24 protein-coding genes, 1 tRNA gene and 1 riboswitch are annotated in these 25,224 nt (G+C 64.6%); of the genes, 15 read left to right on the plus strand and 10 right to left on the minus strand.

Annotation, left to right across the window (positions count from 1 at the left end; all coding sequences use genetic code 11):
* Window positions 1-17: 17 nt before the first annotated feature.
* Entirely contained in the window at window positions 18-644 is a 627-nt protein-coding gene (locus FLM21_RS19845) for a YSC84-related protein (protein WP_148717237.1), read from the minus strand.
* A gap of 166 nt (window positions 645-810) precedes the next feature.
* Between FLM21_RS19845 and paeA the strand changes: the two genes are divergently transcribed.
* From paeA to metF, 3 genes are all read left to right on the plus strand, one after another.
* On the plus strand, window positions 811-2,127 hold the full coding sequence (gene paeA, locus FLM21_RS19850; protein ID WP_148717238.1) for a polyamine export protein PaeA: 1,317 nt from the start codon (window positions 811-813) through the stop codon (window positions 2,125-2,127).
* 16 nt (window positions 2,128-2,143) lie between these two features.
* A riboswitch (S-adenosyl-L-homocysteine riboswitch) is annotated at window positions 2,144-2,215 on the plus strand.
* A gap of 65 nt (window positions 2,216-2,280) precedes the next feature.
* Entirely contained in the window at window positions 2,281-3,681 is a 1,401-nt protein-coding gene (gene ahcY, locus FLM21_RS19855) for an adenosylhomocysteinase (RefSeq protein ID WP_148717239.1), read from the plus strand.
* Window positions 3,682-3,733: 52 nt separating this feature from the next.
* The gene (gene metF / locus FLM21_RS19860; protein ID WP_148717240.1) at window positions 3,734-4,570 is read left to right on the plus strand and encodes a methylenetetrahydrofolate reductase [NAD(P)H]; all 837 of its coding nucleotides are present in this window, start codon (window positions 3,734-3,736) and stop codon (window positions 4,568-4,570) included.
* 223 nt (window positions 4,571-4,793) lie between these two features.
* Here metF and yihA read toward each other — a convergent pair whose 3' ends face one another.
* A complete protein-coding gene (gene yihA / locus FLM21_RS19865; RefSeq protein ID WP_148717241.1) occupies window positions 4,794-5,408 on the minus strand; it encodes a ribosome biogenesis GTP-binding protein YihA/YsxC in 615 nt (204 codons plus the stop codon).
* 153 nt (window positions 5,409-5,561) lie between these two features.
* Between yihA and FLM21_RS19870 the strand changes: the two genes are divergently transcribed.
* From FLM21_RS19870 to FLM21_RS19885, 4 genes are all read left to right on the plus strand, one after another.
* Window positions 5,562-6,128 carry a c-type cytochrome gene (locus FLM21_RS19870; RefSeq protein ID WP_246120768.1) on the plus strand — a complete coding sequence of 189 codons (567 nt, stop codon included), beginning with the start codon at window positions 5,562-5,564 and terminating at the stop codon, window positions 6,126-6,128.
* Window positions 6,129-6,200: 72 nt separating this feature from the next.
* Complete coding sequence (locus tag FLM21_RS19875; protein WP_148717243.1) at window positions 6,201-8,237, plus strand: cytochrome c biogenesis protein ResB; 2,037 nt, start codon at window positions 6,201-6,203, stop codon at window positions 8,235-8,237.
* On the plus strand, window positions 8,234-9,541 hold the full coding sequence (gene ccsB, locus FLM21_RS19880; protein WP_148717244.1) for a c-type cytochrome biogenesis protein CcsB: 1,308 nt from the start codon (window positions 8,234-8,236) through the stop codon (window positions 9,539-9,541). Before FLM21_RS19875 ends, ccsB begins: the two co-directional genes overlap by 4 nt.
* Before the next feature lie 151 nt (window positions 9,542-9,692).
* Window positions 9,693-10,169, plus strand: coding sequence for a hypothetical protein (locus tag FLM21_RS19885; protein WP_148717245.1), 477 nt, complete (start codon window positions 9,693-9,695; stop codon window positions 10,167-10,169).
* Between the two features lie 72 nt (window positions 10,170-10,241).
* Here FLM21_RS19885 and FLM21_RS19890 read toward each other — a convergent pair whose 3' ends face one another.
* The 6 genes from FLM21_RS19890 to FLM21_RS19915 form a co-directional block, all read right to left on the minus strand.
* Window positions 10,242-10,823, minus strand: coding sequence for a 50S ribosomal protein L25/general stress protein Ctc (locus FLM21_RS19890; protein WP_148717246.1), 582 nt, complete (start codon window positions 10,821-10,823; stop codon window positions 10,242-10,244).
* Between the two features lie 114 nt (window positions 10,824-10,937).
* Window positions 10,938-11,888: a ribose-phosphate pyrophosphokinase gene (locus tag FLM21_RS19895; RefSeq protein WP_148717247.1), complete on the minus strand. Its 951-nt coding sequence runs from the start codon at window positions 11,886-11,888 to the stop codon at window positions 10,938-10,940.
* 62 nt (window positions 11,889-11,950) lie between these two features.
* Window positions 11,951-12,027: transfer RNA gene (locus FLM21_RS19900), tRNA-Gln, on the minus strand.
* Between the two features lie 18 nt (window positions 12,028-12,045).
* Window positions 12,046-12,894, minus strand: coding sequence for a 4-(cytidine 5'-diphospho)-2-C-methyl-D-erythritol kinase (ispE, locus tag FLM21_RS19905; protein WP_148717248.1), 849 nt, complete (start codon window positions 12,892-12,894; stop codon window positions 12,046-12,048).
* Window positions 12,891-13,433 carry a lipoprotein insertase outer membrane protein LolB gene (gene lolB, locus FLM21_RS19910; protein WP_148717249.1) on the minus strand — a complete coding sequence of 181 codons (543 nt, stop codon included), beginning with the start codon at window positions 13,431-13,433 and terminating at the stop codon, window positions 12,891-12,893. The genes ispE and lolB overlap by 4 nt, the downstream gene beginning before the upstream one ends.
* Complete coding sequence (locus FLM21_RS19915) at window positions 13,430-15,178, minus strand: tetratricopeptide repeat protein (protein WP_187360007.1); 1,749 nt, start codon at window positions 15,176-15,178, stop codon at window positions 13,430-13,432. Before FLM21_RS19915 ends, lolB begins: the two co-directional genes overlap by 4 nt.
* Window positions 15,179-15,260: 82 nt before the next feature.
* On the opposite strand from FLM21_RS19915, the gene mutM reads away from it, so the two are divergent.
* On the plus strand, window positions 15,261-16,076 hold the full coding sequence (gene mutM / locus FLM21_RS19920; protein WP_148717251.1) for a bifunctional DNA-formamidopyrimidine glycosylase/DNA-(apurinic or apyrimidinic site) lyase: 816 nt from the start codon (window positions 15,261-15,263) through the stop codon (window positions 16,074-16,076).
* Between the two features lie 44 nt (window positions 16,077-16,120).
* A complete protein-coding gene (locus FLM21_RS19925) occupies window positions 16,121-18,121 on the plus strand; it encodes a dynamin family protein (protein ID WP_187360008.1) in 2,001 nt (666 codons plus the stop codon).
* A 45-nt stretch (window positions 18,122-18,166) separates the two neighbouring features.
* Here FLM21_RS19925 and FLM21_RS19930 read toward each other — a convergent pair whose 3' ends face one another.
* The gene (locus tag FLM21_RS19930; protein ID WP_246120769.1) at window positions 18,167-19,396 is read right to left on the minus strand and encodes a class I SAM-dependent methyltransferase; all 1,230 of its coding nucleotides are present in this window, start codon (window positions 19,394-19,396) and stop codon (window positions 18,167-18,169) included.
* A 184-nt stretch (window positions 19,397-19,580) separates the two neighbouring features.
* Between FLM21_RS19930 and ada the strand changes: the two genes are divergently transcribed.
* The 6 genes from ada to FLM21_RS19955 all read left to right on the plus strand — a co-directional run bounded on the left by ada (window position 19,581) and on the right by FLM21_RS19955 (window position 24,182).
* Complete coding sequence (gene ada / locus FLM21_RS19935; protein ID WP_246120770.1) at window positions 19,581-20,672, plus strand: bifunctional DNA-binding transcriptional regulator/O6-methylguanine-DNA methyltransferase Ada; 1,092 nt, start codon at window positions 19,581-19,583, stop codon at window positions 20,670-20,672.
* Window positions 20,669-21,316, plus strand: coding sequence for a DNA oxidative demethylase AlkB (gene alkB / locus FLM21_RS19940; RefSeq protein ID WP_148717252.1), 648 nt, complete (start codon window positions 20,669-20,671; stop codon window positions 21,314-21,316). The genes ada and alkB overlap by 4 nt, the downstream gene beginning before the upstream one ends.
* A 128-nt stretch (window positions 21,317-21,444) precedes the next feature.
* Entirely contained in the window at window positions 21,445-21,618 is a 174-nt protein-coding gene (locus FLM21_RS20995) for a hypothetical protein (protein ID WP_187360009.1), read from the plus strand.
* An 87-nt stretch (window positions 21,619-21,705) separates the two neighbouring features.
* Window positions 21,706-21,897: a hypothetical protein gene (locus FLM21_RS19945; RefSeq protein ID WP_148717253.1), complete on the plus strand. Its 192-nt coding sequence runs from the start codon at window positions 21,706-21,708 to the stop codon at window positions 21,895-21,897.
* A 225-nt stretch (window positions 21,898-22,122) separates the two neighbouring features.
* On the plus strand, window positions 22,123-22,803 hold the full coding sequence (locus FLM21_RS19950; RefSeq protein ID WP_148717254.1) for a response regulator transcription factor: 681 nt from the start codon (window positions 22,123-22,125) through the stop codon (window positions 22,801-22,803).
* The gene (locus FLM21_RS19955; RefSeq protein WP_148717255.1) at window positions 22,800-24,182 is read left to right on the plus strand and encodes a sensor histidine kinase; all 1,383 of its coding nucleotides are present in this window, start codon (window positions 22,800-22,802) and stop codon (window positions 24,180-24,182) included. The genes FLM21_RS19950 and FLM21_RS19955 overlap by 4 nt, the downstream gene beginning before the upstream one ends.
* 118 nt (window positions 24,183-24,300) lie before the next feature.
* Here FLM21_RS19955 and FLM21_RS19960 read toward each other — a convergent pair whose 3' ends face one another.
* Complete coding sequence (locus tag FLM21_RS19960) at window positions 24,301-25,011, minus strand: riboflavin synthase subunit alpha (protein WP_148717256.1); 711 nt, start codon at window positions 25,009-25,011, stop codon at window positions 24,301-24,303.
* Between the last annotated feature and the right edge of the window lie 213 nt (window positions 25,012-25,224).

Below are 25,224 nucleotides of genomic sequence, written 5' to 3' on the forward strand. Positions count from 1 at the left end.
GCTGAAGCGGCGGCGATCTACTTACCGCGGTTCAGCTCCTTGTCGACCGAATACTTGCCGCCTGCCACCGTCACTTCGGCGGTCAGGCCGTTCTCGGTGAACTGGTAGGCATAGACACCCTTGGCAATCGGTGCAGCGCCCGTGACATCGCCACCAGCGTCGCCAGCCTTGGCGGCAGCCGTGCCCTGGCCTTCCAGCGTCCAACCCTTGGTGATGAACTTCTTGTAAGCCGCAGCATCGGTGAACACCAGCACCAGGCGCGAATTCTTGGCGCCCAGACCCAGGCCAGCCTTAGCCTGCACCACATTCATGAAGGTTTCTTTGCCGCCGCTGACGGCCACACCTTCGCCACCACCGGCGCCGAGGAACACCACCTGCACGCTGCCGGTATTGAACACCGCATAACCGGCGGCCTTGGCGATGTCATCCTTGGCCTTCGGATGCTTGGCATAGATCTCGTTCAACGACTCCTGCGCCATCTTGCGAATGCCAGCGCGGCGTTCGGAAGGGCTTTTCTTGCTCTGTTCAGTGTGCTGCTCCTTGTTGGCACCCGTAGCAGTTTCCGGCGCCACGTTGTCCGCTTGGACGTGCACCCCCGCCAGCAGCAGGGCACCCGCAAGGGCAGAGAGAGTATGTTTCAGCATGGGAGTACTCCTTTCGCAGAAGAGGCCTTTTCACCTTACTCGTCGCTTTTGATTCACCGCACTGAAAAATTAACACTCCGCATAGCTGGTGGCTGATGCACGCGCAGCCCAAGGCAGGAAGAAGCGTGCTTTGCGCTATGCTCCACAGGCATCCCGGAATCCTGCCATGACGTTGACCAACGGCCTTTTCATCCTGCTGGTACTGCTGCTTGCCAGCGCCTTCTTCTCCATTGCCGAGATCTCGCTCGCAGCGGCGCGACGCTTTCGCCTGCAGGCACTGGCCGATGAAGGGCAGCTCGCGGCGCAGCGGGTGCTGGAGCTGCAGCAACGCCCCGGTGATTTCTTCACCGTGGTGCAGATCGGGGTCAACGCGGTCGCCATCCTCGGCGGCCTGGTCGGCGATGCCGTGTTCTCCGAGCGTGCCCGCGACTGGTTCTTGCAATGGCAGGGCAACCCCGAGCATGCCGCGCGCTTCAGCTTCCTGGTTACTTTTGCGCTGACCACCGGCCTCTTCATCCAGTTCGCCGACCTCATTCCCAAGCGGCTGGCCATGCTCGCACCCGAGCGACTGGCGATGGCGGTGGTACAGCCGATGCAGACGCTGGTATGGTTGTTGCGCCCGCTGGTGCTGGTGTTCGACGGCATCGCCAGTGCCATCCTGCGCGCGTTCAAGCTGCCGGCCCGCCGCGACGAATCGGTGACGGCCGACGAGATCGTCGCGGTGATCGAGGCTGGCGCCGCTGCGGGCACGGTGGCGCGCACCGAGCATTCGGTGATCGAGAATGTGTTCGAGCTCGCCGAGCGCTTCGTCACCTCGGCAATGACGCCGCGCGAGCAGTTGGTCTACTTCGACGATGGCGATGACGACGCCGCGCTGCGCGCCAAGATCACCGCCGCACCGCACGCCAAGTATCCGCTGTGCCGCGACGGCATTGATACCGCCTATGCCTGCGTCGATGCCAAGCACCTGCTGGCGCGGGTACTGGCCAGCGGCAGCGCGCAACTGGCCGGCGGGCTCAACCCCGATAAGTTGCTGGCAGTGCCCGACACGCTGTCGCTGGCCGACATGCTGGAGCGCTTTCGCGAGGCGCACGATGATTTCGCTGTGGTCGTGAACGAATACGCGCTCGTCGTCGGCGTGATCACCCTGAATGATGTGACCAGCCACCTGATCGGCAGCGACCTCGACCCGGACGACGAGCAGATCGTGCAACGCGATGCCAATTCCTGGCTGGTCGACGGCGCCACCCCGGTCGACGACCTGAAGAAGGCGCTCGCCATCGATACGCTGCCGCACGAGGAAAACTACGAGACGGTGGCCGGCCTGTTGATGTGGTCGCTGAAGAAGCTGCCGCGCAAGGCCGAGGCAGTGGACATCGCCGGTTACCGCTTCGAGGTGGTCGACGTCGACCGCATGCGCATCGACCAGGTAATGGTGACGCGGCAGCCGCAAGTCGCGACGGGCTCGGCAAGCGACAGCTGATTCGATATCATGCCGGCATTCCGAGGAGCGCTGCGATCCGCACCCTAGCGGGCCAGGCTCGGATTCATCACAACGGCGCTCACCCCTTCCAACCCTCGCCGGGCTTGGGATGACGGGTGGGCCGCATCCCCCCGGCCACACAGGAGTACCACCGTGGCCGAATTCACCGATTACCACGTTGCCGACATCAGCCTTGCCGCCTGGGGCCGCAAGGAACTGAACATTGCCGAAACCGAAATGCCGGGCCTGATGGCCGTGCGCGAACAGTACGGCGCCCAGCAGCCGCTGAAGGGTGCGCGCATCGCAGGCAGCCTGCACATGACCATCCAGACCGGCGTGCTGATCGAGGCACTGCAGGCACTGGGCGCCGACGTGCGCTGGGTATCGTGCAACATCTTTTCGACACAGGACCACGCCGCCGCTGCCATCGCCGCCGCCGGCACGCCGGTGTTCGCCTACAAGGGCGAATCGCTCGAAGAGTACTGGGATTTCACCCACCGCATCTTCGATTTCGGCAACGGCCAGTACGCCAACATGATCCTCGATGACGGCGGCGATGCCACGCTGCTGCTGCATCTGGGCGCGCGCGCGGAATCGGATCTGTCACTGGTCGCCAACCCGACCAACGAAGAAGAAACCGTGCTCTACGCCGCGATCAAAGCGCAGATCGCCAAGGACTCGAAGTGGTATTCCACCCGCTTGGCCGCCATCAAGGGTGTAACCGAGGAAACCACCACCGGCGTGCACCGCCTCTATCAAATGCACGAGCAAGGCAAGCTCGCGTTCCCGGCGATCAACGTCAACGATTCGGTCACCAAGTCCAAGTTCGACAACCTGTACGGCTGCCGCGAATCGCTGGTCGACGGCATCAAACGCGCCACCGATGTGATGATCGCCGGCAAGGTCGCCGTGGTGCTGGGCTACGGTGACGTAGGCAAGGGCTGCGCCCAATCGCTGCGCGGCCTCGGCGCCACCGTGTGGGTCACCGAGATCGACCCGATCTGCGCCCTGCAGGCCGCCATGGAAGGCTATCGCGTGGTGCTGATGGATGAGATCGCCGGCGAAGCCGACATCTTCGTTACCACCACCGGCAACGTCGGCGTGATCACGCACGATCACATGAAGCGCATGCGCCACAACGCCATCGTCTGCAACATCGGCCACTTCGACAGCGAAATCGAGGTTGCCAGTCTGCGCCAGTACGACTGGGACAACATCAAGCCGCAGGTCGACCACATCGTCTTCCCGGACGGAAAACGCATCATCCTGTTGGCCGAAGGTCGCTTGGTGAACCTGGGCTGCGCCACCGGCCACCCCAGCTTCGTGATGTCCAACTCGTTTGCCAACCAAGTGCTGGCGCAAATCGAGCTCTTTACCAAGCTCGATCAGTACCCGGTCGGCGTGTACGTGCTGCCCAAGCATCTGGACGAGATGGTCGCCCGCCTGCACCTGAAGAAGATCGGCGCCAAGCTCACCACGCTGTCGGATGAGCAGGCCGCCTACATCGGCGTGCCCAAGGAAGGCCCGTTCAAGCCGGCCCACTACCGCTATTGATGCGAGACCGGCACCGGGCCAAACCGGTGCTGTCGCTTCCCCGGACGCTGCGATGACTACAAGCAAATCCCACATCAGCTTCGAATTCTTCCCGCCCAAGACCCAGGAAGGCGTGGAAAAACTGCGCGCCACCCGTCAGGCACTGGCACAGTTCAAACCCGAGTTCTTCTCGGTGACCTTCGGTGCCGGCGGCACCACGCAGGAAGGCACGCGCAATGCCGTGCTGGAAATCCAGCGCGAAGGCTTCAGCGCCGCGCCACACCTGTCGTGCATCGGCTCCACCCGCGAGGCCATCGCGGCCTTGCTCGCCGACTACCGCGAACACGGCATCCGCCGCATCGTCGCGCTACGCGGCGACATTCCGTCCGGCATGGTCGACGTCGGTGAATTCCGCTACGCCAACGAACTGGTCGCCTTCATCCGCGAGCAGCATGGCGACTGGTTCCGCATCGAAGTCGCGGCCTACCCGGAATACCATCCGCAATCGGCCAACGCCGAGGCCGACATCCGCAATTTCGTCGCCAAGGTCAACGCCGGCGCCGATGCCGCGATCACACAGTACTTCTTCAACGCCGATGCTTACTTCCGCTTCGTCGACGAAGTACGCGCCCGCGGCGTGAACGTGCCGATTTACCCCGGCATCATGCCGATCCAGAACTTCAGCCAACTCTCGCGCTTCTCCGACATGTGCGGCGCCGAGATCCCGCGCTGGCTGCGTTTGCGGCTGGCCTCGTTCGGCGATGACTCGGCGGCCATCCGCGCCTACGGGCTCGACGTGGTCACCGAGCTGTGCGACAAGCTGGTGGCGGGCGGTGCGCCCGGCCTGCATTTCTACACGCTCAATGCCTCGGGCGCGGTCAGTACTGTCTGCCAGCGGCTTGGCTTGTAACCCAGGTTTGAACCAAAAGAAAAACGCGCCTGACGGCGCGTTTTTCTTTTACTCGGCAGCTGCGTGGCGACATACAAAAAGAAACCCCGGTCCAAGGGGAGAGTGACCGGGGCATAACGGCCCTGGCATGTAGCCAGGGCACCCGCTCAGGGAGGAAAAGCGGGAGGTGCAGGGGCGCACCTGACTCATAAGATAGGAATCCGTTAAGAAAGTTCAAGCCAGACTAAGCACCGTCTGTCATGTCGCCGGCGGCCGCAGCAAACCAAGCCCCCACCACTTCCTCGACTTTCTCCATGCCCTGCTTCTTCAGGCTGGAAAACAGCTGCACCGTGAGCTGCGGCTGACCGTCGAATTCCTTTTCCACTTCCCGCAGGATCTTGGTCTGCTCCTGGCGCGACAGCTTGTCCGCCTTGGTCAACAGGCAGTGCACCGGCTTGCCGGTGGGCAGGAACCAGTCGAGCATGCGCCGATCAAGTTCAGTGAGCGGCCGGCGCGCATCCATGATCAGCACAAGGCCGATCAGGTTGCTCCGTCCCACCAGATACTGCCCGAGCAACTTTTCCCAATGCGCACGCACGGCCGCCGGCACTTCCGCGTAGCCGTAGCCTGGCAGATCGACCAGCCGACGTTCTGCACCAAAATCGAAGTAGTTGATATGCTGCGTGCGTCCCGGCGTCTTGGAGACGAAAGCGAGGCGCGTGTGATTGGCCAGCGTATTGATCGCGCTGGACTTGCCCGCGTTGGAACGCCCGGCGAAAGCCACTTCAACGCCTTCTTGCGGCAAGGTACGCAAGTCGTTGACGGTGGTAAGAAATTGCAGGCCGCGGAACAGGGACATGGTGTGTGGTGGGGTGAAAAGTCTTCGTATAGAATAACAGGATTTGATCGCATGCCGGCCGGAAGGCCGCGACAACAATAGATTTGAGGGAGCAGGGTTATGCGCAGTGCGCCTAAGGCCGCAGTATTCGTCGCAACGCTTGCAGCAGTGCTGATGAGCCCTTCCGTATTCGCAGCCGGCAAGGGTGATCCGGCCAAGGGCAAGCAGATCGTCGATACCGTCTGTGCTGCCTGTCATGGCGCCGACGGCAACAGCGTGGCCGCGGCCAACCCCAATCTCGCCGGTCAGCACCCCGAATATATCGTCAAGCAACTGACCGAGTTCAAGAAGCAGGTTCGCAAGAACCCGGTGATGCTCGGCATGGCCAGCCCGCTGTCCGACGCCGATATGAAGAATGTCGCCGCCTACTTCGCCGCTCAGCAACCGAAGGCCAAGGGCGCTTCGGACAAGGCGCTGATCGAAGCCGGCAAGAAAATCTATCGCGGCGGCATCGCAGCCAAGGGCGTACCGGCCTGTATGGCCTGCCACAGCCCGAACGGCGCCGGCATCCCGGCCCAATTCCCGCGCGTGGCCGGTCAGCACAACAGCTATACCGAAGCCCAGCTCAAGGCCTTCCGCTCGGGCGAGCGCGCCAACAACACCGTGATGACCCAGGTCGCCGCCAAGCTGTCGGATGCCGAGATCAAGGCTGTCTCGGAATACATCCAGGCCCTGAACTAATCCGGCCTTACCGGCCCTAAGCCGGGGACCGTACCAATCACAAGGGGCGTTTGCACGCCCCTTGTCGCTTTTATGACCGATAAACGCCTCAAACATCTCTCTTTTGGCCGCGCCTTGTTCGACCTGCTGTCGTCGATGCGCTTCGCCATCGGCCTACTCGTGGTGCTGGCCATCGCCGCCGTCATCGGCACGGTGCTCAAGCAGAACGAACCGTATGTGAACTACCGCATCGAGTTCGGTGATTTCTGGTTCCGCTTCTTCGAGCCGCTCGGCCTGTTCGATGTCTACCACGCCAGCTGGTTCCTGCTGCTGCTGCTGTTCCTGGTCATCTCGATCTCGCTGTGCATCTGGCGCCACCTGCCCGGCATGCTGCGCGATATCAAGAGCTTCCGGGAGAACGCCAGCCACAATTCGCTGCGATTGATGGCCCATCATGCCGAAGCCGATCGCGAACTCGATGCGGTGCAGGCCCGGCAGTATCTCGCCGCACAGGGTTTCCGCTTTCGCGAGCGTGAGGCCGAGGGCGTACGCGTCATCGCCGCCAAGAAGGGCGCCGGCCAGCGCCTTGGCTATTTCTTCGCCCATGCCGCCATCGTGGTGATCTGCATCGGCGGCCTGCTTGATGGCAACCTGCCGCTCAAGCTGCGCGAGCTCACCGGCAGCAAGGTGGCGGAAACCCGCGATCTGCCACAAAGCCAGGTACCGCCGCAAAGCCGGCTGCCGATGGACAACCTCGCGTTCCGCGGCAACGTGACCTTGCCGGAAGGCGGCACCGGCGACGTCATCTTCCTCAATTCCGGCCAGGGCTATTTCGTCCAGGACCTGCCGTTCGCGCTGCGGCTCAAGCGCTTCCATGTCGAGCACTACAGCACCGGCCAGCCCAAGCGCTTCGCCTCCGACGTCGACGTGCTCGACCGCAAGAGTGGACAGGTACTCAAGAGCGCCACCATCGAGGTGAACAAGCCACTGGTATACGACGGTGTGGCCATTTACCAGGCCAGCTTCGGTGATGGCGGCTCGCCGCTTACGCTGCAGCTATGGCCGCTCGGCGGCAAGCCCGCGCCGCAGCCGCTGGCAGCCCAATCGCAAAGCGCACAGGCGCTGTCCATCGACGGGCGCAGCTACAAGCTCGAGTTCGGCGACCTGCGCGTGTTCAATATCGAGAACCTCGGGCGCACGCAAAAGGAAACATCGACCGTTGCGGTCAGCCGCTTCGAGCAGGCGCTGACCGAGGCGCAATCGGTGAAGGGCGAACACAATCTGCGCAATCTGGGGCCATCGATCCAGTTCAAGCTGCGCGACGATGCCGGCCAGGCAGTCGAATATCTGAACTACCTCGCCCCCTTCGCCGAGAACGACGCGTTGTACCAGCTCACCGGCCTGCGCCGCGAGGTGGCCGAGCAGTTCGCCTTTGTGCGCATTCCGCTCGATGCCGAGGCCAGCCCCGCCACCTTCCTGCGGCTGCGCGCCGCGCTGCTCGATCCAACGCAGTTCCCCGAAATCGCCCGCCGCACCGCGGAGAAGGCCTTCCAGGGTGGTGGCTTCTCCGCCACCAACCGCGAACAGTTCGAACAGGTGACGCAGAATGTGCTGGCGCAGTTCGGCCGTGGCGGCTTCCCGTCACTCGATGCCTTCCTCAAGGCCAAGGTGCCGGCCGCCCAGCGCGATACGGTGGCGCAGACCTATCTGAAGATCCTGCAGGGGGCCGCCATCGATGCGATGGATCTGGCACAACAGCAGGCTGGGCTCGCCCCCATCGCGGTCGACACCAAGCAATATCGCTTCCTGATGGACAGCCTGGTTGCCGCGAGCGGCATGTTTGAGTACGGCGGCCCCGTCTACCTGCAGTTCACCGGCTTCGAACAGGTGCAGGCCAGCGGCTTCCAGCTGGCGCGCGCGCCCGGCCAGGCCATCGTCTACCTGGGCTGCCTGTTGCTGGTGATCGGTATCTACTGCATGTTCTACCTGCGCGAGGAGCGGCTGTGGCTGCGCGCGTCAAATGGCCGCACGCTGGTCGCGATGACTGCCAACCGCCACGATGGCGAACTCGATCGCAGCTTTGCCCGTCACGTGGCCGCGTTGCTGCCCGAAGACAAGGAATCTCCATGAACGCCCCCATCCCTCTGTTGCGGCGCAGCCCGCTCGATTTCGCCTTTGCCCTCCTGGTGATTGCGGCCGGCTTTATCGCGTTCAGCCGCTATCGCGAGTTCATGGACTACTACGAGCAGGGCATTCTGGCGGCATCGGTCGGCGGCATCATCTGGTTCGGCTGGTTCTGGCGACCAATGCGCGTATTCCTGCCTGTCTGTACCGTCATCGCACTCGGCGCCATCGCGCTGTACCAGGGCGAGCTGGCTCGGGGCCAGACGGTGTTCGGCCTCAAGTTCATGCTGTCGAGCCAATCGGCCGTGATGTGGATGTGCGTGCTGTTCTTCCTCGCCACCGCGCTGTACTGGCTGGGGCTGCTGCGCCGCTCCGCCACCGCGCTCTCCATCGCCTCCGGCCTTACCTGGGCCGCCGCTGCCGCCGCACTCGTTTCCAAGCTGGTGCGCTGGTACGAGAGCTATCTGATCGGCGCCGATGTCGGCCACATCCCGGTTTCCAACCTGTACGAAGTATTCGTGCTGTTCTGCCTGATCACGGCGCTGATGTACCTCTACTACGAAGCCAAGTTCCAGGCACGCGCCATGGGCGCCTTCGTACTGCTGGTGATCTCCGCCGCCGTCTGCTTCATCCTGTGGTACAGCCTCGATCGCCAGGCCCATGAGATCCAGCCGCTGATCCCGGCCCTGCAATCGTGGTGGATGAAGATCCACGTCCCGGCCAACTTCGTCGGCTACGGCGCATTCGGCCTTGCGGCCATGCTGGGCATGGCGTGGCTGCTGGCCGTACCGGGCGAGGCGCTGCCCGCCAGCCGGAAACTGCCGCTCTACGGCCTTGCTGGGTTGCTGGCAACGGCGGGCATCGCATTCCAGATCCAGGGCAGCACCTGGTTCCCCGCGCTGGGCGCCGGCACCGGCTTTGTCGCGCTGTTCATCCTGGCTGCAGCCGGCATGGTGCTGCTGGCCTTGAATCGTGGCGTGCTGGCAAGCTTCCTGCCCAGGCCGGAAACGCTGGACGAGGTGTCGTATAAGGCCATTGCCGTCGGCTTCCTGTTCTTTACCATCGCCACCATCCTCGGTGCGCTGTGGGCGGCAGAGGCCTGGGGCGGCTACTGGAGCTGGGATCCGAAAGAGACCTGGGCACTGATCGTCTGGCTGAACTATGCCGCCTGGCTGCATGTGCGGCTGGTCAAGGGCTGGCGGGGTACCGTGCTGGCCTGGTGGTCGGTCGTCGGTCTGCTGGTCACCACCTTTGCCTTCATCGGCGTCAACATGTTCTTGTCCGGCCTACACTCTTACGGCGCATTGTAGAGAAACGTATATTCGAGACAGCATGGCGCCAAGAATAAACCGTTTGTCGGCAAAGGCCGAGATTTTTGGCTTAAAAATGTAAGCAAATGCTGTGCAGCGCGGTACTCTTCCCCTAAATTAGAAAACAGCGATACTGTTGGGGGAAGGCGAAATGGCAACTGTCTACCAGAAAACCGAACTGGGCCAACGCGAATTGACCGAACGCAGCGGCCAAGTACCGCTCAAGGCACGGCAACTGTTGATCATGGTCGACGGCCGTCGCAACTTCGACGATCTGGCCTCGCTGATGCCGGGTGCGAGCGACGTGATCCGGCTGCTGCAGCAGCTCAATCTGATCATGCCGATTTCGGGCGACGCTGCCTCGCACGCCCCGGTGGTCCACACGCCTTATGACAAGCTGCCCCCCGACGCACGACTGAGCCAAGTGCAGCACGTGGTGATCCGCATCACCCGTGAATTCCTTGGCGAGAGCTGGGAATCCAAGCTCGCCGAGCGCTTCGCCACGCTGAAGGACGGTGAAGCGCTCGAAGCACTGGTCGAGGAATGGCTGACCGCACTGCGCCGCTCCGGCCATCGCGGTGCCGCCGACACTGGCCAGCGCGAAGTGGCGAATATCCTGCGTCACTGAGCTGTTCACCCCGGTTTGCCACCCAACAAAAAAGCCGGCTTGCGCCGGCTTTTTTGTACTTCAGGTCTGCGATTACTCGCCGGCCTTGGCACCGTTGAGGTTGGCCACGCCGAGGTTTTCGCCGCGAACCAGCGATACCAGTTCCACGCCTTCCGGCAGCTTGAGGTCCGACAGGTGGACCGAGCCGTGGGCAGCGTCGAGGTTGCCGAGATCCACTTCGACGAAGTCGGGGATCTTGGTCGCCACACAACGCACCAACACTTCGTTCAGGATGTGGCTGATGGTACCACCTTGCAGCTTCACGCCCGGCGAGGTATCGCCGTTCTTGAAGTGCAGCGGAACCTTCAGTTCAACCTTGGTGCTGTCGTCGACGCGTTGGAAGTCAACGTGCAGCACCAGCTGGCGGAACGGGTGGTATTGCACGTTGCGCACCAGCACCTGCTCGGTTTCGCCGCCAACGGTCAGCTTCACGAGGTTGGTGTGGAACGCTTCTTCCTGCAACTTGTAGTACATGCTGTTGTGATCGAGCGAAATCGCCTTCGGCTCTTTGTTGCCACCGAAAACGATGCCGGGCAGTTGGCCGGCCTTGCGCAGGCGGCGGCTCGCACCCGTACCCTGCAGATCGCGCGATTCAGCGCTGATTTCGTAGGTCATGGTCTTGCTCCAGTCAAAAACAGACGCCATCCCGCGACCAGGTGGCGCCCGATCCGGGGGACGATTCCCCCAAATAAGGCCGGCCCCGCCATCGGCGAGGCCGTTTTCATTCAATTAATCCACAAACAGCGAGGACACCGATTCCTCGTTGTTGATGCGGCGCATCGTCTCGGCCAGCAGGCCGGCGATCGAAACGACACGAATCCGGTCCGACACCTGCCCCGCTTCGGACAGCGGAATGGTATCGGTCACCACCACTTCGTCGAGGTCCGACTGCAGGATACGCTCGACTGCAGCGCCCGAGAACACCGGGTGGGTGGCATAAGCCAGCACGCGCTTGGCACCATGCGCCTTCAGCGCGGCAGCAGCCTTGCACAGCGTGTTGGCGGTATCGATCATGTCGTCGATGATCACACAGGTGCGATCGGCCACATCGCCGATGATGTGCATCACCTCGGCCACGTTAGCTTTGGGGCGACGCTTGTCAATGATGGCCATGTCGACATTCAACTGCTTGGCCATGGCGCGGGCACGCAGCACACCGCCGACGTCCGGGCTTACCACCATCAGGTTGTCGTGGTTCTGCGCACGGATATCCGCCAGCAGCACCGGGGTCGAGTAGATGTTGTCGACCGGGATATCGAAGAAACCCTGAATCTGGTCGGCATGCACATCGACGGTCAACACACGGTCAACACCAGCGACCTGCAGCATGTTGGCAATGATCTTGGCCGAAATCGGCACGCGGGCCGAACGCGGGCGGCGATCCTGGCGGGCATAGCCGAAATACGGGATGGCAGCGGTGATGCGGCCAGCCGACGCGCGCTTCAGCGCATCGACCATCAGCATCACTTCCATGATGTTGTCGTTGGTCGGCACACAGGTGGACTGCAACACGAACACGTCACGACCGCGCACGTTTTCCAGCAGTTCCACCGTCACTTCGCCATCGGAGAAACGGCCGACCGAAGCGCGGCCCAGCGAGATGTCGAGGTGATTGACGACACTTTCGGCAAGCTTGGGATTAGCATTGCCGGTGAACACCATGAGGCTGTCGTAAGCCATTTGCTAGCCTTGAAAAACGAAAAGCGTGTAATCGGGATTACACGCTTTTCTGTTCTTGAAACTGGCAGGGGAGGAAGGATTCGAACCCTCGAATGTCGGAATCAAAATCCGATGCCTTAACCAACTTGGCGACTCCCCTAATGAATTCGTCGATCTTTCAATCAGCGTATTCATATAACGGGTGCTGATCGAGTGTCTTAGCGTTGAAGCCGGTCAACTCGTCAGGAGACCGAGATAATACATAGCTACTTTCGGTTTGTGAAGCGAAAAATGCAAAAACACATGCGCCGGAGCCGGTCATGCGTGCCGGCGCATATTGGCCAAGCCAATCCCGCGCCGCCGCCACTTGCGGGAACAGCGAGCAAGCCACTGATTCCATGACATTTTCCGTTTTGGCATAGTCGATACCGTGCACGGAGACGGTCGGGCAATCGCGGCGCAAGGCCGTCGATTTGAAGATCGCAGGCGTCGGCACATGTATGCCGGGATGCAGCACGACGTACCAACCACGTGGCGTCTCCACCGGCGTCATCACCTCGCCGATACCCTCAACGAAGGCATTGCGGCCGAAGATAAAGAACGGCACATCGGCCCCCAGCTGCACACCCAGCTGCATCAGCCGGCTGCGGTCGAGGTTCAGCGCCCAGAGCCGGTTCAACGCCAACAGCACAGTGGCCGCATCGGAGCTGCCGCCGCCGATGCCCCCGCCCATGGGCAGGCGCTTGTCGACGCGGATGTCGGCACCAAGGCGGCAGCCAGTTTCCTGCTGCAGCAAGCGGGCCGCCCGCACGGTGAGGTCGGTGTCCGCAGGCACGCCTGGGATCGGATTGTGGTGGTGTATCTCGCCGTCATCCCGCACGCGCAGATGGATGGTGTCGGCGATATCGATCAGCTGGAACACCGACTGCAGCAGATGGTATCCGTCGTCACGACGGCCAACGATATGCAGGAACAGGTTGAGCTTGGCCGGGGCCGGATAGGCCTGCCACGGGAAAGAGATGGTCATTGCCAGGAGGAGACAGCGATGCGGACTTCGAAGCCTTCACGGTTCAGTGTCAGGCGTTTGGGATAGGGTGTGGCATCGAACAGCGCCACCTGCCAGCCTGCCTGGGCAAAGCGGCGGGTGGCACCGTCGGCAGCCAGCTCGTCGAGCGCCAGCTCCGGTGCCGGCTCACCTTCCAGCCACCAACGCAAATAGGAGACGGGCAAGGCGAGACCGGTGAGCTGCGTCAGCAGGGCATCGGCATCGGGCGCAGAGGCGCTGCGGCCGTCGGCCAGCGTCAGCGTCGCCTCGCCGGGTGTCACCGCCAACCGCGCCTGGGTGTCGCCGAGCGGGCTACCCAGCTCGACATCGATCCGCTCGCCGCTACGACGCCAGCGAAAATTGGCGCTCTCGTTGACCGGCCGGCCCGCCACCTCGCCGCGCGCGGCCAGCCGGCCGTCCGCCGCGAAGTCGCTCGGTACATCCGGCGTGCTCGGCACGCTGGCACAACCCGCGAGCAGGGCGACCGCGCCGACGGCCAGTGCAGAACGCCAAGCGCTCAAGGCTGCATGCCCAGCCGTTGCACCGTCTCGCGCAGCACGTCGTTGCGCGGATCGAGCTGTTGCGCCGCAGTGGAGACCTTGCGCGCTTCATCCTTGCGGCCAAGTTGCCACAGCACCTCGGCCAGATGGGCAGCGATTTCCGGATCGGGTAGCTTGGCGTGTGCCTTCTGCAGCAACTCGCGCGCCTCGGCAAGACGGCCCTGCCGATAGCGCAACCAGCCCAGGCTATCGATGATCACCGGGTTCTCCGGCTCCAGCGTAATCGCCTGCTCCAGATAGCCTTGGGCTTCGTCGAGCCGGGTCGAACGGTTGGCCAGCGTATAGCCGAGTGCATTCAGGCCCATCGCATTGCCGGGCTTGAGCTCGATATAGCGACGCAGATCGGCCTCGGCACGGCCAAGATCATTCATCAGATCGGCGATCAGTGAGCGGTCATACAACAGCTCCGGCGTATCAGGGCTTGCCTTGAGCGCATCGGTGAGCACCGAATAGGCGCGTGCATAATCCTTGGCCTCGCGCCATAGCTGGGCCTCGGTCTGCGCCTTCTCGGCACGGGCGTCCGCGCTGTCGACCGGCATCTTGGCAATCAGCGCCTGGGCATCCGCCACGCGGCCGAGCTTGGCGTAGACGCGCACCAGATGGCGATCAGCCATGGACTTGAGCTCGCCTTCCGCTCCTTCGTACCAGCGCACGGCATCCGGCCAGCGCTGTTGTTCCTCGGCAACCACGCCCAGGTAGTAATGCAGATTGCGCGTCTGGCGTGGCGCCTTGGCGACGGCAGCCGACAACAGCGCATTGGCCTTGTCAAACTGCCGCTGTTCGATGGCGATAAGGCCAGCGCCGACCAGCGATTCGAGATCACCCGGTGCCAGCTCCTGTGCTTTGTCGTAGGCCGCAGCTGCTTCCGGGTAACGCTTGGCCTCGGCATAGCTGCGCGCCAATGCATTCTGCAGTTCGGCCGACTTGGGCGCGGCACGCACGGCTTTTTCCAGGAATGCACGTTGCGCGTCAGGCTGGTCTTCCAGCAACTGTGCGCGATAGAGCAGCGACGGCTCCCATGCCGGACGCAGCACATCCACCCGGTCAAGTTCGGTCAACGACGACGCTTTGAGATCGGCATTGGCATAGGCGACTGCCAGCGCGAAATGCGCTTCGGGCAGGCCGTCATAGCCGGCGGCCAGCTCCTGGGTCAACTTCAGTGCCGCCTTGCGATCGGTCTGCTTGTCCCACAACCGATGCAATTGCAGCAGGAACGGCGCCACCTCCTTGGGCTGCATCGACAGCAAGGCCTGAAGGTGCGGGCGAGCGTCGTCCAGGCGATTGGCGCGGATCAGCAGGCTGACCATGATCTGCCGGGCTTCGGGCGATTGCGGCGCGGCATCGATCCAGCGTGCGCAGGCATCCAGCGCCTGGTTCAACTGGCCGGCGGCGATCGCCACCTCGGTGGCACGCTTGGCCACACGCGCATCGCTGCTCTTTTGCGCGAGCTCCGCCCAGGCCTGCGACGCGAGCTGGGTATTGCCACGCTGCAGCGCGATATCGCCGACCAGGAAACGCAGCAGCATATCCTCGGACAGCGATTGCGATGGATAGCTCGGCTCGACTTCGGGTGCTTCGGGCGTATCCGCCTCGGCGACCTCGCTGGCTGCCTGCTGCGCCGGCTGCGGCGTGGCGCACGCGCTCAGGCCCAAGGCAAGCAGCAGGGACAACAGGGCTGGTCGGCACGCGCGTTCAGTGAAGGCCATGGCACAATCCGGAGTAAGGTTGGCTGTGATTGGACACGGCCAGTTTAAGTGAATTCCCGCCACCCCGTCCAAAGCGCTGCCAATGCCCGAACTGCCTGAAGTGGAAACCACCCGACGCGGCATCGCCCCGCATGTCGATGCCGCCCGAGTCACCGAGCTCATCGTGCGCGAGCACAGACTGCGCTGGCCGATCCCGCCCGAGCTCGCCGAGCACGTCACCGACCAGCCGCTGCTGGCGCTCGAACGGCGCGCCAAATACCTGCTGTTCCGCTTTCCTGCTGGCACGCTGATCGTGCATCTGGGCATGAGCGGCACGCTGCGCGCGCTCACCGAGGCCTTTCCACCGGAAAAGCACGACCATGTCGACATCGTGTTCGACAACGGTCGCCGGCTACGCTTTCGCGATCCGCGACGCTTCGGCGCGGTGCTCTGGCAGAACGGCAATCCGCTTACACACCCACTGCTCGCGGCGCTCGGGCCGGAGCCACTGTCAGACGACTTTAGCGCCGACCATCTCGCGGCGCAGCTCGCCCGTCGGCAATCGGCCGTGAAACAGGTCATCATGGATAACCATATCGTCGTGGGAGTGGGTAATATCTACGCGTCGGAATCGTTGTTTCGCGCGCGCGTGGATCCAAGGCGCGCCGCCGCCAGCCTTAGTCGCATCGAGATCGAAAACCTGACGAAATCCGTCAAGGAAACGCTCGCAGATGCGATCGCCCAGGGTGGCAGCACGTTGCGCGATTTCGTCGACAGCGATGGTCGCGAAGGCTACTTTCTGCTGCAGTGCTATGCCTACGGTCGGGAAGGGGAGCCCTGCCGCGTGTGTGGCACTACGATCCAGCAGATCCGGCAAGGCCAGCGCGCCACCTATTTCTGCCCGTCCTGCCAGCATTGAGCAGCGGGTTTGCAAGATACAAGAAGGCCCTCGGGGAGCTGAGCATGGACTACCTGCACATGAACGATCTGGCGGTGAACGACCCCAGTGATCGCCTCGTTGGCGACTTCCAGGCCTACAGCGCCTGGCGCGGCCAGCTGTCACAGTCGGTGTCGCAACTGGCGCGCTGGCTGACCGAGCAGGACCTGGACGACGCCCAGACCCAGTTACGCGTGCAGACGCTGCTCGACAAGCTGAAGGACGACAAGCTCAACATCGCCTTCGTCGCCGAGTTCTCGCGCGGCAAGTCCGAGCTCATCAACGCCATCTTCTTCGCGCACTACGGGCAGCGCGTGCTGCCCTCGTCGGCCGGCCGCACCACCATGTGCCCGACCGAGCTGCTGTACGACGAGAAGCGCCCGCCGGCGATCCAGCTGCTGCCGATCGAGACGCGTGCACAGAACGTCACCACCAGCGAATACCGCCGCTACCCCGAGGAATGGCAGACCATCCTCCTCGACCTCGACAACGCCGAAGCGATGCTTGCCGCGTTCCGCCAGGTGGGCCAGACCAAGCGCGTGCCGATCGAGGAGGCGCAGAGCTACGGCCTCTACAATGAGGAAGATCCGGATCAGAAGATGACCGTCGGTGCCGACGGCATGATCGAGATCCCGGCCTGGCGCCATGCGGTGATCAACTTCCCGCACCCGCTCCTGGAGCAGGGCCTCGTCATTCTCGACACCCCTGGGCTCAACGCCATCGGTACCGAGCCGGAACTGACACTCAACCTGCTGCCCAACGCCCACGCCATCCTGTTCATTCTGGCCGCCGACACCGGCGTGACCAAGAGCGATATCGACGTGTGGCGCAACCACATTGGCAAGGTGCAGGGTGGCACCAGCGGCCGCCTCGTCGTGCTCAACAAGATCGACGGGCTGTGGGATGACCTCAAGACCCAGGGCGAAATCGATGCCGAGATCACCAAGCAGGTGACCACCACGGCCCAGTTGCTGGGCGTGCCCGAACGCCAGGTCTACCCGGTGTCGGCGCAGAAGGCGCTGATCGCCAAGGTACAGAACAACGACGAGCTACTCGAACGCGCGCAGCTGATGAAGCTGGAGACCGCGCTCTCCAGCGAGCTGCTGCCCGCCAAGCAGGATATCGTGCGCGACAGCACGGTGACCGAGGTCGAGGACATCGTCGGTTCCACCCGCAGCATCCTCGGCACCCGCCGCTCCGGCCTGACCGAGCAGCTCGATGAACTGACCAAGCTGCGCGGCAAGAACCAGGACGTGGTCGCGCAGATGATGGGCAAGGTGCAGACCGACAAGAAGCATTTCGAACAAGGCTTGGTGCGCTTCCAGGCGCTGCGCAGCGTGTTCAGCCAGCAGACCAACCAGCTGCTGACCCTGCTCGGCATGGATGCGCTCAAGGCCGAAATCGCCCGCATTCGCGCCGACATGGAACGCAGTCTGTTCTCGTTCGGCGAGGGGGGCCTGCGCGCCATCATGGATCGCTTCTTCAAGGACGTGAACGGCAACATCAGCAAATCCGCCGAACAGGTCGCCGAAATCCAGGCGATGATGGCCGCGATGTACAAGAAGTTCAGCGAGGAACACGGCCTGGGCCAGGTCACGCCGCCGCCGTTCTCCACGCTGAAGTACCACAAGGAACTGGCGCGGCTGGAAAAATCGTTCCGCGAGCACTTCAACACCATCAGCAACCTGTTGACCACCAGCCAGGGCCGGTTGACCGCCAAGTTCTTCGAAACGGTGGCAAGCCGCGTGGTCTACGTGTTCGAAGTGGCCAACCGCGACGTCGACAACTGGCTGAAAGCGGTGATGGCGCCGATGGAAACGCAGGTGCGCGAGCACCAGCTGCAGCTGCGCCGCCGCCTGGAAAGCATCAAGCGCATCCACAAGGCGACCGACACGCTGGAAGACCGCATCGAGGAGCTGGAAGACATGGACCGCCAGCTCGGCCAGCAGCTGGAAGAGCTGGAATCGCGACTGCGCCAGGTGTATGCCTCGCTCAACGCCCAGATCGGTCAGCGCGCCGCCGCCTGACGACCGCACCTTGGACAAGAACGCCGCCCACCGGGGCGGCGTTTTTCATGGCGGGTACATATAGTCGCGCGTCAGCGGCAGCGGGTACTGGTCCAGCCGGCCCGGTTTGCACACCAGGATCTGGTGCAGGGCCACCCAGTTGTGCTCGAAGGCATAAGCGCAACCGGCCAGGTAGGCGCGCCAGATACGGAAGCGCCGCTCGCCGGCGATCGTGAGCAGGCGCTGCGCTTGGTGCTCGAAGCGCCCGCTCCATTCGCGTAGCGTCAGCGCGTAGTGCAGGCGCAGGTTTTCGATGTCGGTGGCTTCGAGCCCCGCATTGGAAATGGCCTCGAGCACGAAACCAATGTGCGGCAGCTCGCCATTGGGGAATACGTAGTGGTCGATGAAATCCCCGCCACCGAAGGGCGTGGCGCCAGGGTCGGGATCGGTACTGGTGATCCCGTGGTTCATCGCCACACCGTCATCCGCCAATAGCTCGCCGATCCGCACGAAATAGTCTGGCAGGTTGGCTAGACCCACGTGCTCGAACATGCCGACGCTGGTCACGCGATCGTAGCGTTCGGCCACATCGCGATAATCCTGCAGGCGGATCTCGATACGATCGGACAAACCGGCTGCGCGCACCCGCTCGCTGGCAAGCTCGAACTGCCGATGCGACAGCGTGACACCGACACAGCGCGCCCCAAAAGCACTGGCGGCACGCAGCACCAGCGCTCCCCAGCCGCAGCCCACATCGAGCAGGCGCTGGCCGGGCTGTAGCCGGATCTTGCGCAGGATGTGGTCGATCTTCTGCTGCTGCGCCTGCGCCAAACTGTCCTGCGCTGAGCGGAAATAAGCGCAGGAATAGACCATGTCCTCGTCCAGCCACAACCGGTAGAACTCGTTGGACACGTCGTAATGCTGCTGGATCGATGCCGCATCGAGCTGCCGGCTATGCGCACGTCGCTGCGTGCGGGAGGGAAGCGACTGCCCGTCGTGGGCAGCCAATCGCGCCACCTGCTGGATCACCTCGAGGATGGGACCCTCGATATCCAGCAGCCCTTCCACATAGGCAGCTCCCAGCGTGCTGAGCGACGGCTGCAGCAAGTGCGGCAACGCACGCGGCGAGGTCAGCCTCAGCACAACACGGGGCGCAGCACCGAGCGCGAAGCGGCGGCCGTTCCACAGCACCAGCGCGATGGCAAGGTCGTCCATCCCAGCCCAGCGCGCCAGCCAGCGTTCAATGCGATGCTCGACCATGCGCGCGGGCAGGATGGCGGCGAACTGGCTCAGCATGCGCACTCCTCCGGCGGATCGCAGCCATTCTAGGCCGCCGCACCCAAGCCTTGCCGCAAGCGCCTGCCATCGCCGGTCCGGATGATCCGACCGAAGGCAGGCCGGCACGCTGCAGACATTGCGGCCTGCATTGCCGCGCAAGGAACGGGAAGCCGCCGGTTGCCGCGCGGCGCATCATGCGCTCATGATGTTTGCCATGGACGATGCCATGAACGCGCCAGCCCAACCCTTCTCCCCCGCCACCGAAACCGATCCACGCTGGCAGGCCGTCATCACGCGTGATGGCAGCAGCGACGGCCAGTTCGTCTATGCGGTGCGCAGCACCGGCGTTTACTGCCGACCCTCGTGCAAGGCCCGCACACCACGACCTGAGAACGTGCGCTTCTTCGCCGATGCCACTGCGGCCGAAGCGGCCGGATTTCGCGCCTGCAAGCGTTGCCGGCCGAGTGATGCCCAGCCGCGCCACGCCGAAGCGGTAACCGCGGCCTGCCGGCTGATCGAAACCGCCGAGACGCCACCGTCGCTCGCCGAACTGGCCCGGACCGTCGGCCTGAGCCCGCATCACCTGCACCGCGTGTTCAAGGCGGTGACCGGCGTCACCCCGCGCGACTACGCCGCCGCGCTGCGTGCCGAGCGGGTACGGGCACGGCTGGCCGCCGGTGCTGCAGTGACCGACGCGGTATTCGATGCCGGCTACAACGCGGGCAGCCGCTTCTACGAGGAAGCGGGCGCCGTGCTCGGCATGCAGCCGGCCGCGTACCGGCGCGGCGGCGCCGGCGTCACCATCCGTTTCGCGGTGGCGCAATGTTCGCTCGGTGCGCTACTGGTGGCACAGAGCGCGCGCGGCCTGTGCGCGATCTCGCTGGGCGACGACGCGGCCGCCCTGGTGCGCGAATTGCAGGATCGCTTCCCGCAAGCGGAACTGGTCGGCGGCGATGCGGCTTTCGAACAGGTGGTGGCCCGCGTGGTCGGCTTCGTCGAGGCCCCGCAGCTGGGTCTGGCGCTGCCGCTGGACATCCGCGGCACCGCGTTCCAGCAGCGCGTCTGGCAGGCTCTGCGCGAGATCCCGCCGGGCGAGACCGCCAGCTACCGCGAGATTGCCGAGCGCATCGGTGCCCCGCGCGCAGTGCGCGCGGTCGCTGGCGCCTGCGCCGCAAACACGCTGGCGGTGGCCATCCCTTGCCATCGCGTGGTCCGGCTCAACGGCGATCTTTCCGGCTATCGCTGGGGGGTGGCGCGCAAGCGCGCACTGCTCGAGCGTGAAGGCGCGGCATGACCGGCGATCTGTTCGCTGATTCCCCACCCGACTGGCGCGAGCCATTGGCGCCCGGCGCAGTGGTGTTGCGCGGCTACGCGCTCGCCGCCGCGCCCGTCTTGCTCGCCACCATCGCCGCCGTGCAGCGCCAGGCACCGGCGCGGCGTATGGAAACGCCAGGGGGCTACACCATGTCGGTTGCCACCAGCAGCTGCGGCGCGCTGGGCTGGGTGACCGATCGCAGCGGCTATCGCTACAGCGCCATCGATCCGGACAGCGGTACCCCGTGGCCACCGTTGCCTGCGACCATCCTCGACTTGGGCATCGCCGCCGCGCGCGAGGCCGGCTATCCCGGTTTCGCGCCCGATGCGTGCCTGATCAACCAGTACGAGCCGGGCGCCCGCATGGGCCTGCACCAGGATCGCAACGAGCGCGACTTCACCGCCCCCATTGTCTCGATCTCGCTGGGCCTGCCCGCCACCTTCCTGTTCGGCGGCCCGCGCCGCGCCGATCCCGCACGCCGGCTTCCGTTGGCCCATGGCGATGTCGTGGTGTGGGGCGGCCCCTCCCGCCTGTTCTTCCACGGCATCGCGCCACTGCGGCCCGGCCTGCACCCGGCCACCGGCGCCCTGCGTTACAACATCACGCTGCGCCGCGCCGGCTAATCACACCGGCCCTTGCGGCTAAATTTTTGTTCATCCGGCGTTGAGCTCGCTGCAAGGCGGGCAGGCACAGAATGCCTCTCACCGACACACACGAAGTCGGCACCCCAACACCGCAAAGGATGACCAAGATGAACCTCGCAACCAAGCTCGCTGCCGCCACCGTGATCGCCACCCTGGGCCTGACCGCCTTCGCCGCCGATCCAACCCCGGCTCCGACACCTGCCAAGCAAGCGCCGGCCAAGCACAAGGCCGACAAGGCCAAGGCCGAGAAGACAGACGCCAAGGCCGAAGCCAAGAAGTAAGCCCGGAACCGGCGCAGCGCCCCTTCCCCTGTTCCGGGCGAGGCGCCGATCCACCGCCTCCTCGCTCCACTTCCCAAGGACATTGCCATGCACATCGCTTCCAAGTTCGCCGCCGCCGCCGTGATCGCCACCCTGGGCCTCTCCGCCTTCGCCGCCGACCCGGCCCCCGCTGCCGCGCCTGCTCAGCCCAAGCACGCCGAGAAGCACCACGCCAAGCACAAGTCCACCCACAACAAGGCCCAGGCAGAAAAGACCGAAGCCAAGACCGAGGCCAAGTAAACCGGCTTCAACCGGGCCCGGGGTGGCGACGCTTCCCCCCTGTGTGCGTTGCGTGCCGGTCCCTCCATCCCAGGCACTGCACCCCGGCCCGGCCATATCGCGGCACGCAGTGCGCGGCTTCCCCTGGGTCGCGCCCTGCCTGCCGTTTTTTTTTTAGTGCCATCGCACGTTGTCAGCCGGCCAAGCGCGGGCAACAATTGCATCATCACCACCGCGAGGCCCCCCGTGCGCATACTCGTCGTCGAAGACCAAGCAGCCCAGGCCGAATACACGCAGAAGGCGCTGCGCGAGGGCGGCCACGCCGTGGATCTGGCGCGCGATGGCAAGGAAGGCCTGTTCCTCGCCACTACCGAGCAATACGACGCCATCGTGCTCGATCGCATGCTGCCCGCGGTCGACGGGCTCACGCTGCTGCGCACGCTGCGCGCATCGCAGATCACCACGCCGGTGCTGTTGCTGTCGGCGCTCGCCGAATCAGACGACCGCGTCGAAGGGCTACGTGCCGGCAGCGACGATTACCTGACCAAGCCGTTTTCCACCGCCGAGCTGCTGGCGCGGCTCGACGCAATCACCCGCCGTGCCCAACCCGGCCCTGCGGCGCAGACGCAATGGCTGCAGGTGGGTGACCTGCAGCTCGACCGGCTGGCCCGGCGCGCACGGCGCGGCAGCGTCGGCATCGAGCTGCAGCCGCGCGAGTACCAGCTGCTGGAATTCCTGATGCGCCACGCCGGCCAGGTGGTCACCCGCACCATGCTGCTCGAAGGCGTGTGGGACTATCACTTCGATCCGGGCACCAATGTGATCGACGTGCACATCAGCAAGCTGCGCGCCAAGATCGACGGACCGGACCTGCCGCCGCTGCTGCACACGGTGCGCGGCGCCGGCTACCGCCTGGGTGAGGCGTGAAGCCGCTGACGCCGTTGTGGCGCCGCTGGCGCCGTTTTGCCAGCAGCCCGTTCAACCGCTTCGTCCTGATCCTGCCGCTGTTCATGCTGGCCGCCACCGGCGGCTTCGTGCTGCTCACCTACCACGAATCGCAGCGCGCGCTGCTCGGCGAATTCCGCGCCGCGCTGCGGGAGGAAGTCGGCAACCTCGAACTGGTGTACCGCCAGGAGGGCCTTGAACCGCTGCGCGAGGAGATCGCCCAGCGTTCGGGGCGCAGCGATGCGCTCTACCTGCTGACCGAGCCCGACGGCAAGCCGCTGGCCGGCAACCTGAAGCGCTGGCCCGAGGGCGTGCCGCTGGTGGACGCACACGGCGTCGCCTTCCTCGATCCGCAGGACGGCAGCACCGTCGCCGCCGAAGTGTTCCTGCTCTATGGCGACTATCGCTTGCTGGTAGGGCGCCGGGCGATCTACGAACAGGTCGGCGCCCACCTGCTGCGCAACTATCTGGCGCTGTCGGTCATCGTGCTGCTGGCCTCGCTGGTATGCGGCTGGATCTTCACCACGCTGCTGCGGCGGCGGCTCGGCGCCATCACCCACACCGCGCGCGCGATCCGCGGCGAAGCGCGCCACACCCGCATCCCCATGGGCAAGAGCGGCGACGAGATCGACGCGCTGATTGCCGAGCTCAACGCCATGCTGGACCAGCAGGACAAGCTGCTCGACTACGCCCGCCAATCGTCGTTCGCCATCGCCCACGACCTGCGTCACCCGCTGTCCAACCTGCGCAACGGCCTGTCCGAGCTCGGTTCCGCGCTCAAGGGCAGTGAGCTGGTCGAGCAGGTCGATACCCTGACCGGCGACGTCGATCGCATCCTGGCGGTGTTTTCGGCGCTGCTGCGGCTGGGCCGGCTGGAATCGGGCGCACGCCAGCTGCAGCGCCAGCCCTGGCCGCTCGACGAGCTGGCCGACGACGTCGCCTCGCTCTATCAACCCGTGGCCGAGGATGCGGGGCGCACGCTGCGCCTCGTCACCACGCCTTGCGTGGTCGAGGTGGATCGCGAACTGCTGGGGCAGGCGCTGGCCAATCTGGTGGAGAACGCCTTGCGCTATGGCGAGGGCGCAGTCGAGGTCGGGGTGCGCGCCGACGCCCAGCACGCCGAGCTGACGGTGCGCGACCATGGCCCCGGCCTCAGCGTGGTGGAGCAGGCCCGCGTCACCGAGCCCTTCGTGCGGCTGGAATCGAGCCGCCACACGCCCGGCAGCGGCCTAGGCCTGACGCTGGTGAAGGCAATCGCCGAAGCACATGGCGGCGAGCTGCTGCTGACGGCCGCCCGGCCCGGCCTGGCGGTCACCATCCGCTTGCCACGTACTGCTGCCGGTTCGGAGCGGATCGACTAACGGCGAAGGTATGCGGAGTCCGGCCGCCGAGCCGCGCATCTGCGGGAATCTGACTGTTTAGTCGCGCACTCGCGCGGACGCGATTGGTTAGCAGCGTACCCGCGCGGAAGCCGATTGCTTAGCCGCGCACCCGCGCGGCAATGGCAGCGGTCAGCGTATCGAGCGAGCTGCCCTGCGCTTCGACAATGGCTTCGAGCAACGGCTGCAGCGGGCCCAGCGTCTCGGCTACCGCGCCGCGCACGCTGTCGACCAGTACCTGGGTCTCGCGTTCGATCTCGATATTGAGCCTGGCGCCTACTGCCTTGTCGCCGAAGGTGGTGGCGCGCAGCGTTTCCGGGATCAGCCACAGCTCGATCCAGCCGGCGACGCGGTCGACGTCGGCCACGGTAAGGCTGGCGCCGTTGATCGCGATATAGCCCTTGGCGAACACGTAGCGCAGCCATTCGGGCGCGATGGCGATGCGCAACACGTGGTTGTTCTCGGGCTGGCGCACCGCAACGAGTTCGGCAGTGAAATCGACATGACCGGACAGCGGATGGCCGCCGATTTCGGCGCCTTCCTTGGCCGCACGCTCCACGTTGACCGTGCTGCCGACACCGAAATTGCCCAGCGTGGAAAGCCTCAGCGTCTGCTGCATCACGTCGAATTCGGCCGCGTCGCCGCCGAGCAGCCGGGTCACGGTCAGGCAGACCCCATCGACCGCCACGCTGGCGCCGATAGCCAGATCGACCGCGAAGCCCGGCGGAAAGGCCAGGGTGAGCGTGCGCAAACCGGGGCGGTCTTCGATGGCGGTCAGCGTGGCGATGGCCTGGACGATGCCGGTGAACATGGGATTTCCTCGTGGCGCGCCGCCGGGATTGGCGGACGCTGGCTTGCTGTATGGGGCCGGGACGGGCCGGCTTCAACCCTGCGCGAGGATAACGCCGCGCAGCGCGCGCGGCGAGCAGATTGGTGCAAGGCGACTCGGACTCGGCCTTGCTCGGGTCATCCGCTGGGGATGGCGGCACGATAGCGCCTGCAGTTTTCACCCACATGACAAGCC

Origin of the sequence: Chitinolyticbacter meiyuanensis, from assembly GCF_008033135.1 — a bacterium.
GTDB lineage: Bacteria > Pseudomonadota > Gammaproteobacteria > Burkholderiales > Chitinibacteraceae > Chitinolyticbacter > Chitinolyticbacter meiyuanensis.

Bases quoted from the DNA above. Each gene is read 5' to 3' on its own strand.
- FLM21_RS19845 (WP_148717237.1), bottom strand. From the start codon at position 644: ATGCTGAAACATACTCTCTCTGCCCTTGCGGGTGCCCTGCTGCTGGCG.
- paeA (WP_148717238.1), top strand. From the start codon at position 811: ATGACGTTGACCAACGGCCTTTTCATCCTGCTGGTACTGCTGCTTGCC.
- metF (WP_148717240.1), top strand. From the start codon at position 3,734: ATGACTACAAGCAAATCCCACATCAGCTTCGAATTCTTCCCGCCCAAG.
- yihA (WP_148717241.1), bottom strand. From the start codon at position 5,408: ATGTCCCTGTTCCGCGGCCTGCAATTTCTTACCACCGTCAACGACTTG.
- FLM21_RS19870 (WP_246120768.1), top strand. From the start codon at position 5,562: ATGAGCCCTTCCGTATTCGCAGCCGGCAAGGGTGATCCGGCCAAGGGC.
- FLM21_RS19875 (WP_148717243.1), top strand. From the start codon at position 6,201: ATGACCGATAAACGCCTCAAACATCTCTCTTTTGGCCGCGCCTTGTTC.
- ccsB (WP_148717244.1), top strand. From the start codon at position 8,234: ATGAACGCCCCCATCCCTCTGTTGCGGCGCAGCCCGCTCGATTTCGCC.
- FLM21_RS19885 (WP_148717245.1), top strand. From the start codon at position 9,693: ATGGCAACTGTCTACCAGAAAACCGAACTGGGCCAACGCGAATTGACC.
- FLM21_RS19890 (WP_148717246.1), bottom strand. From the start codon at position 10,823: ATGACCTACGAAATCAGCGCTGAATCGCGCGATCTGCAGGGTACGGGT.
- FLM21_RS19895 (WP_148717247.1), bottom strand. From the start codon at position 11,888: ATGGCTTACGACAGCCTCATGGTGTTCACCGGCAATGCTAATCCCAAG.
- ispE (WP_148717248.1), bottom strand. From the start codon at position 12,894: ATGACCATCTCTTTCCCGTGGCAGGCCTATCCGGCCCCGGCCAAGCTC.
- FLM21_RS19915 (WP_187360007.1), bottom strand. From the start codon at position 15,178: ATGGCCTTCACTGAACGCGCGTGCCGACCAGCCCTGTTGTCCCTGCTG.
- mutM (WP_148717251.1), top strand. From the start codon at position 15,261: ATGCCCGAACTGCCTGAAGTGGAAACCACCCGACGCGGCATCGCCCCG.
- FLM21_RS19925 (WP_187360008.1), top strand. From the start codon at position 16,121: ATGGACTACCTGCACATGAACGATCTGGCGGTGAACGACCCCAGTGAT.
- FLM21_RS19930 (WP_246120769.1), bottom strand. From the start codon at position 19,396: ATGCTGAGCCAGTTCGCCGCCATCCTGCCCGCGCGCATGGTCGAGCAT.
- ada (WP_246120770.1), top strand. From the start codon at position 19,581: ATGATGTTTGCCATGGACGATGCCATGAACGCGCCAGCCCAACCCTTC.
- alkB (WP_148717252.1), top strand. From the start codon at position 20,669: ATGACCGGCGATCTGTTCGCTGATTCCCCACCCGACTGGCGCGAGCCA.
- FLM21_RS20995 (WP_187360009.1), top strand. From the start codon at position 21,445: ATGAACCTCGCAACCAAGCTCGCTGCCGCCACCGTGATCGCCACCCTG.
- FLM21_RS19945 (WP_148717253.1), top strand. From the start codon at position 21,706: ATGCACATCGCTTCCAAGTTCGCCGCCGCCGCCGTGATCGCCACCCTG.
- FLM21_RS19960 (WP_148717256.1), bottom strand. From the start codon at position 25,011: ATGTTCACCGGCATCGTCCAGGCCATCGCCACGCTGACCGCCATCGAA.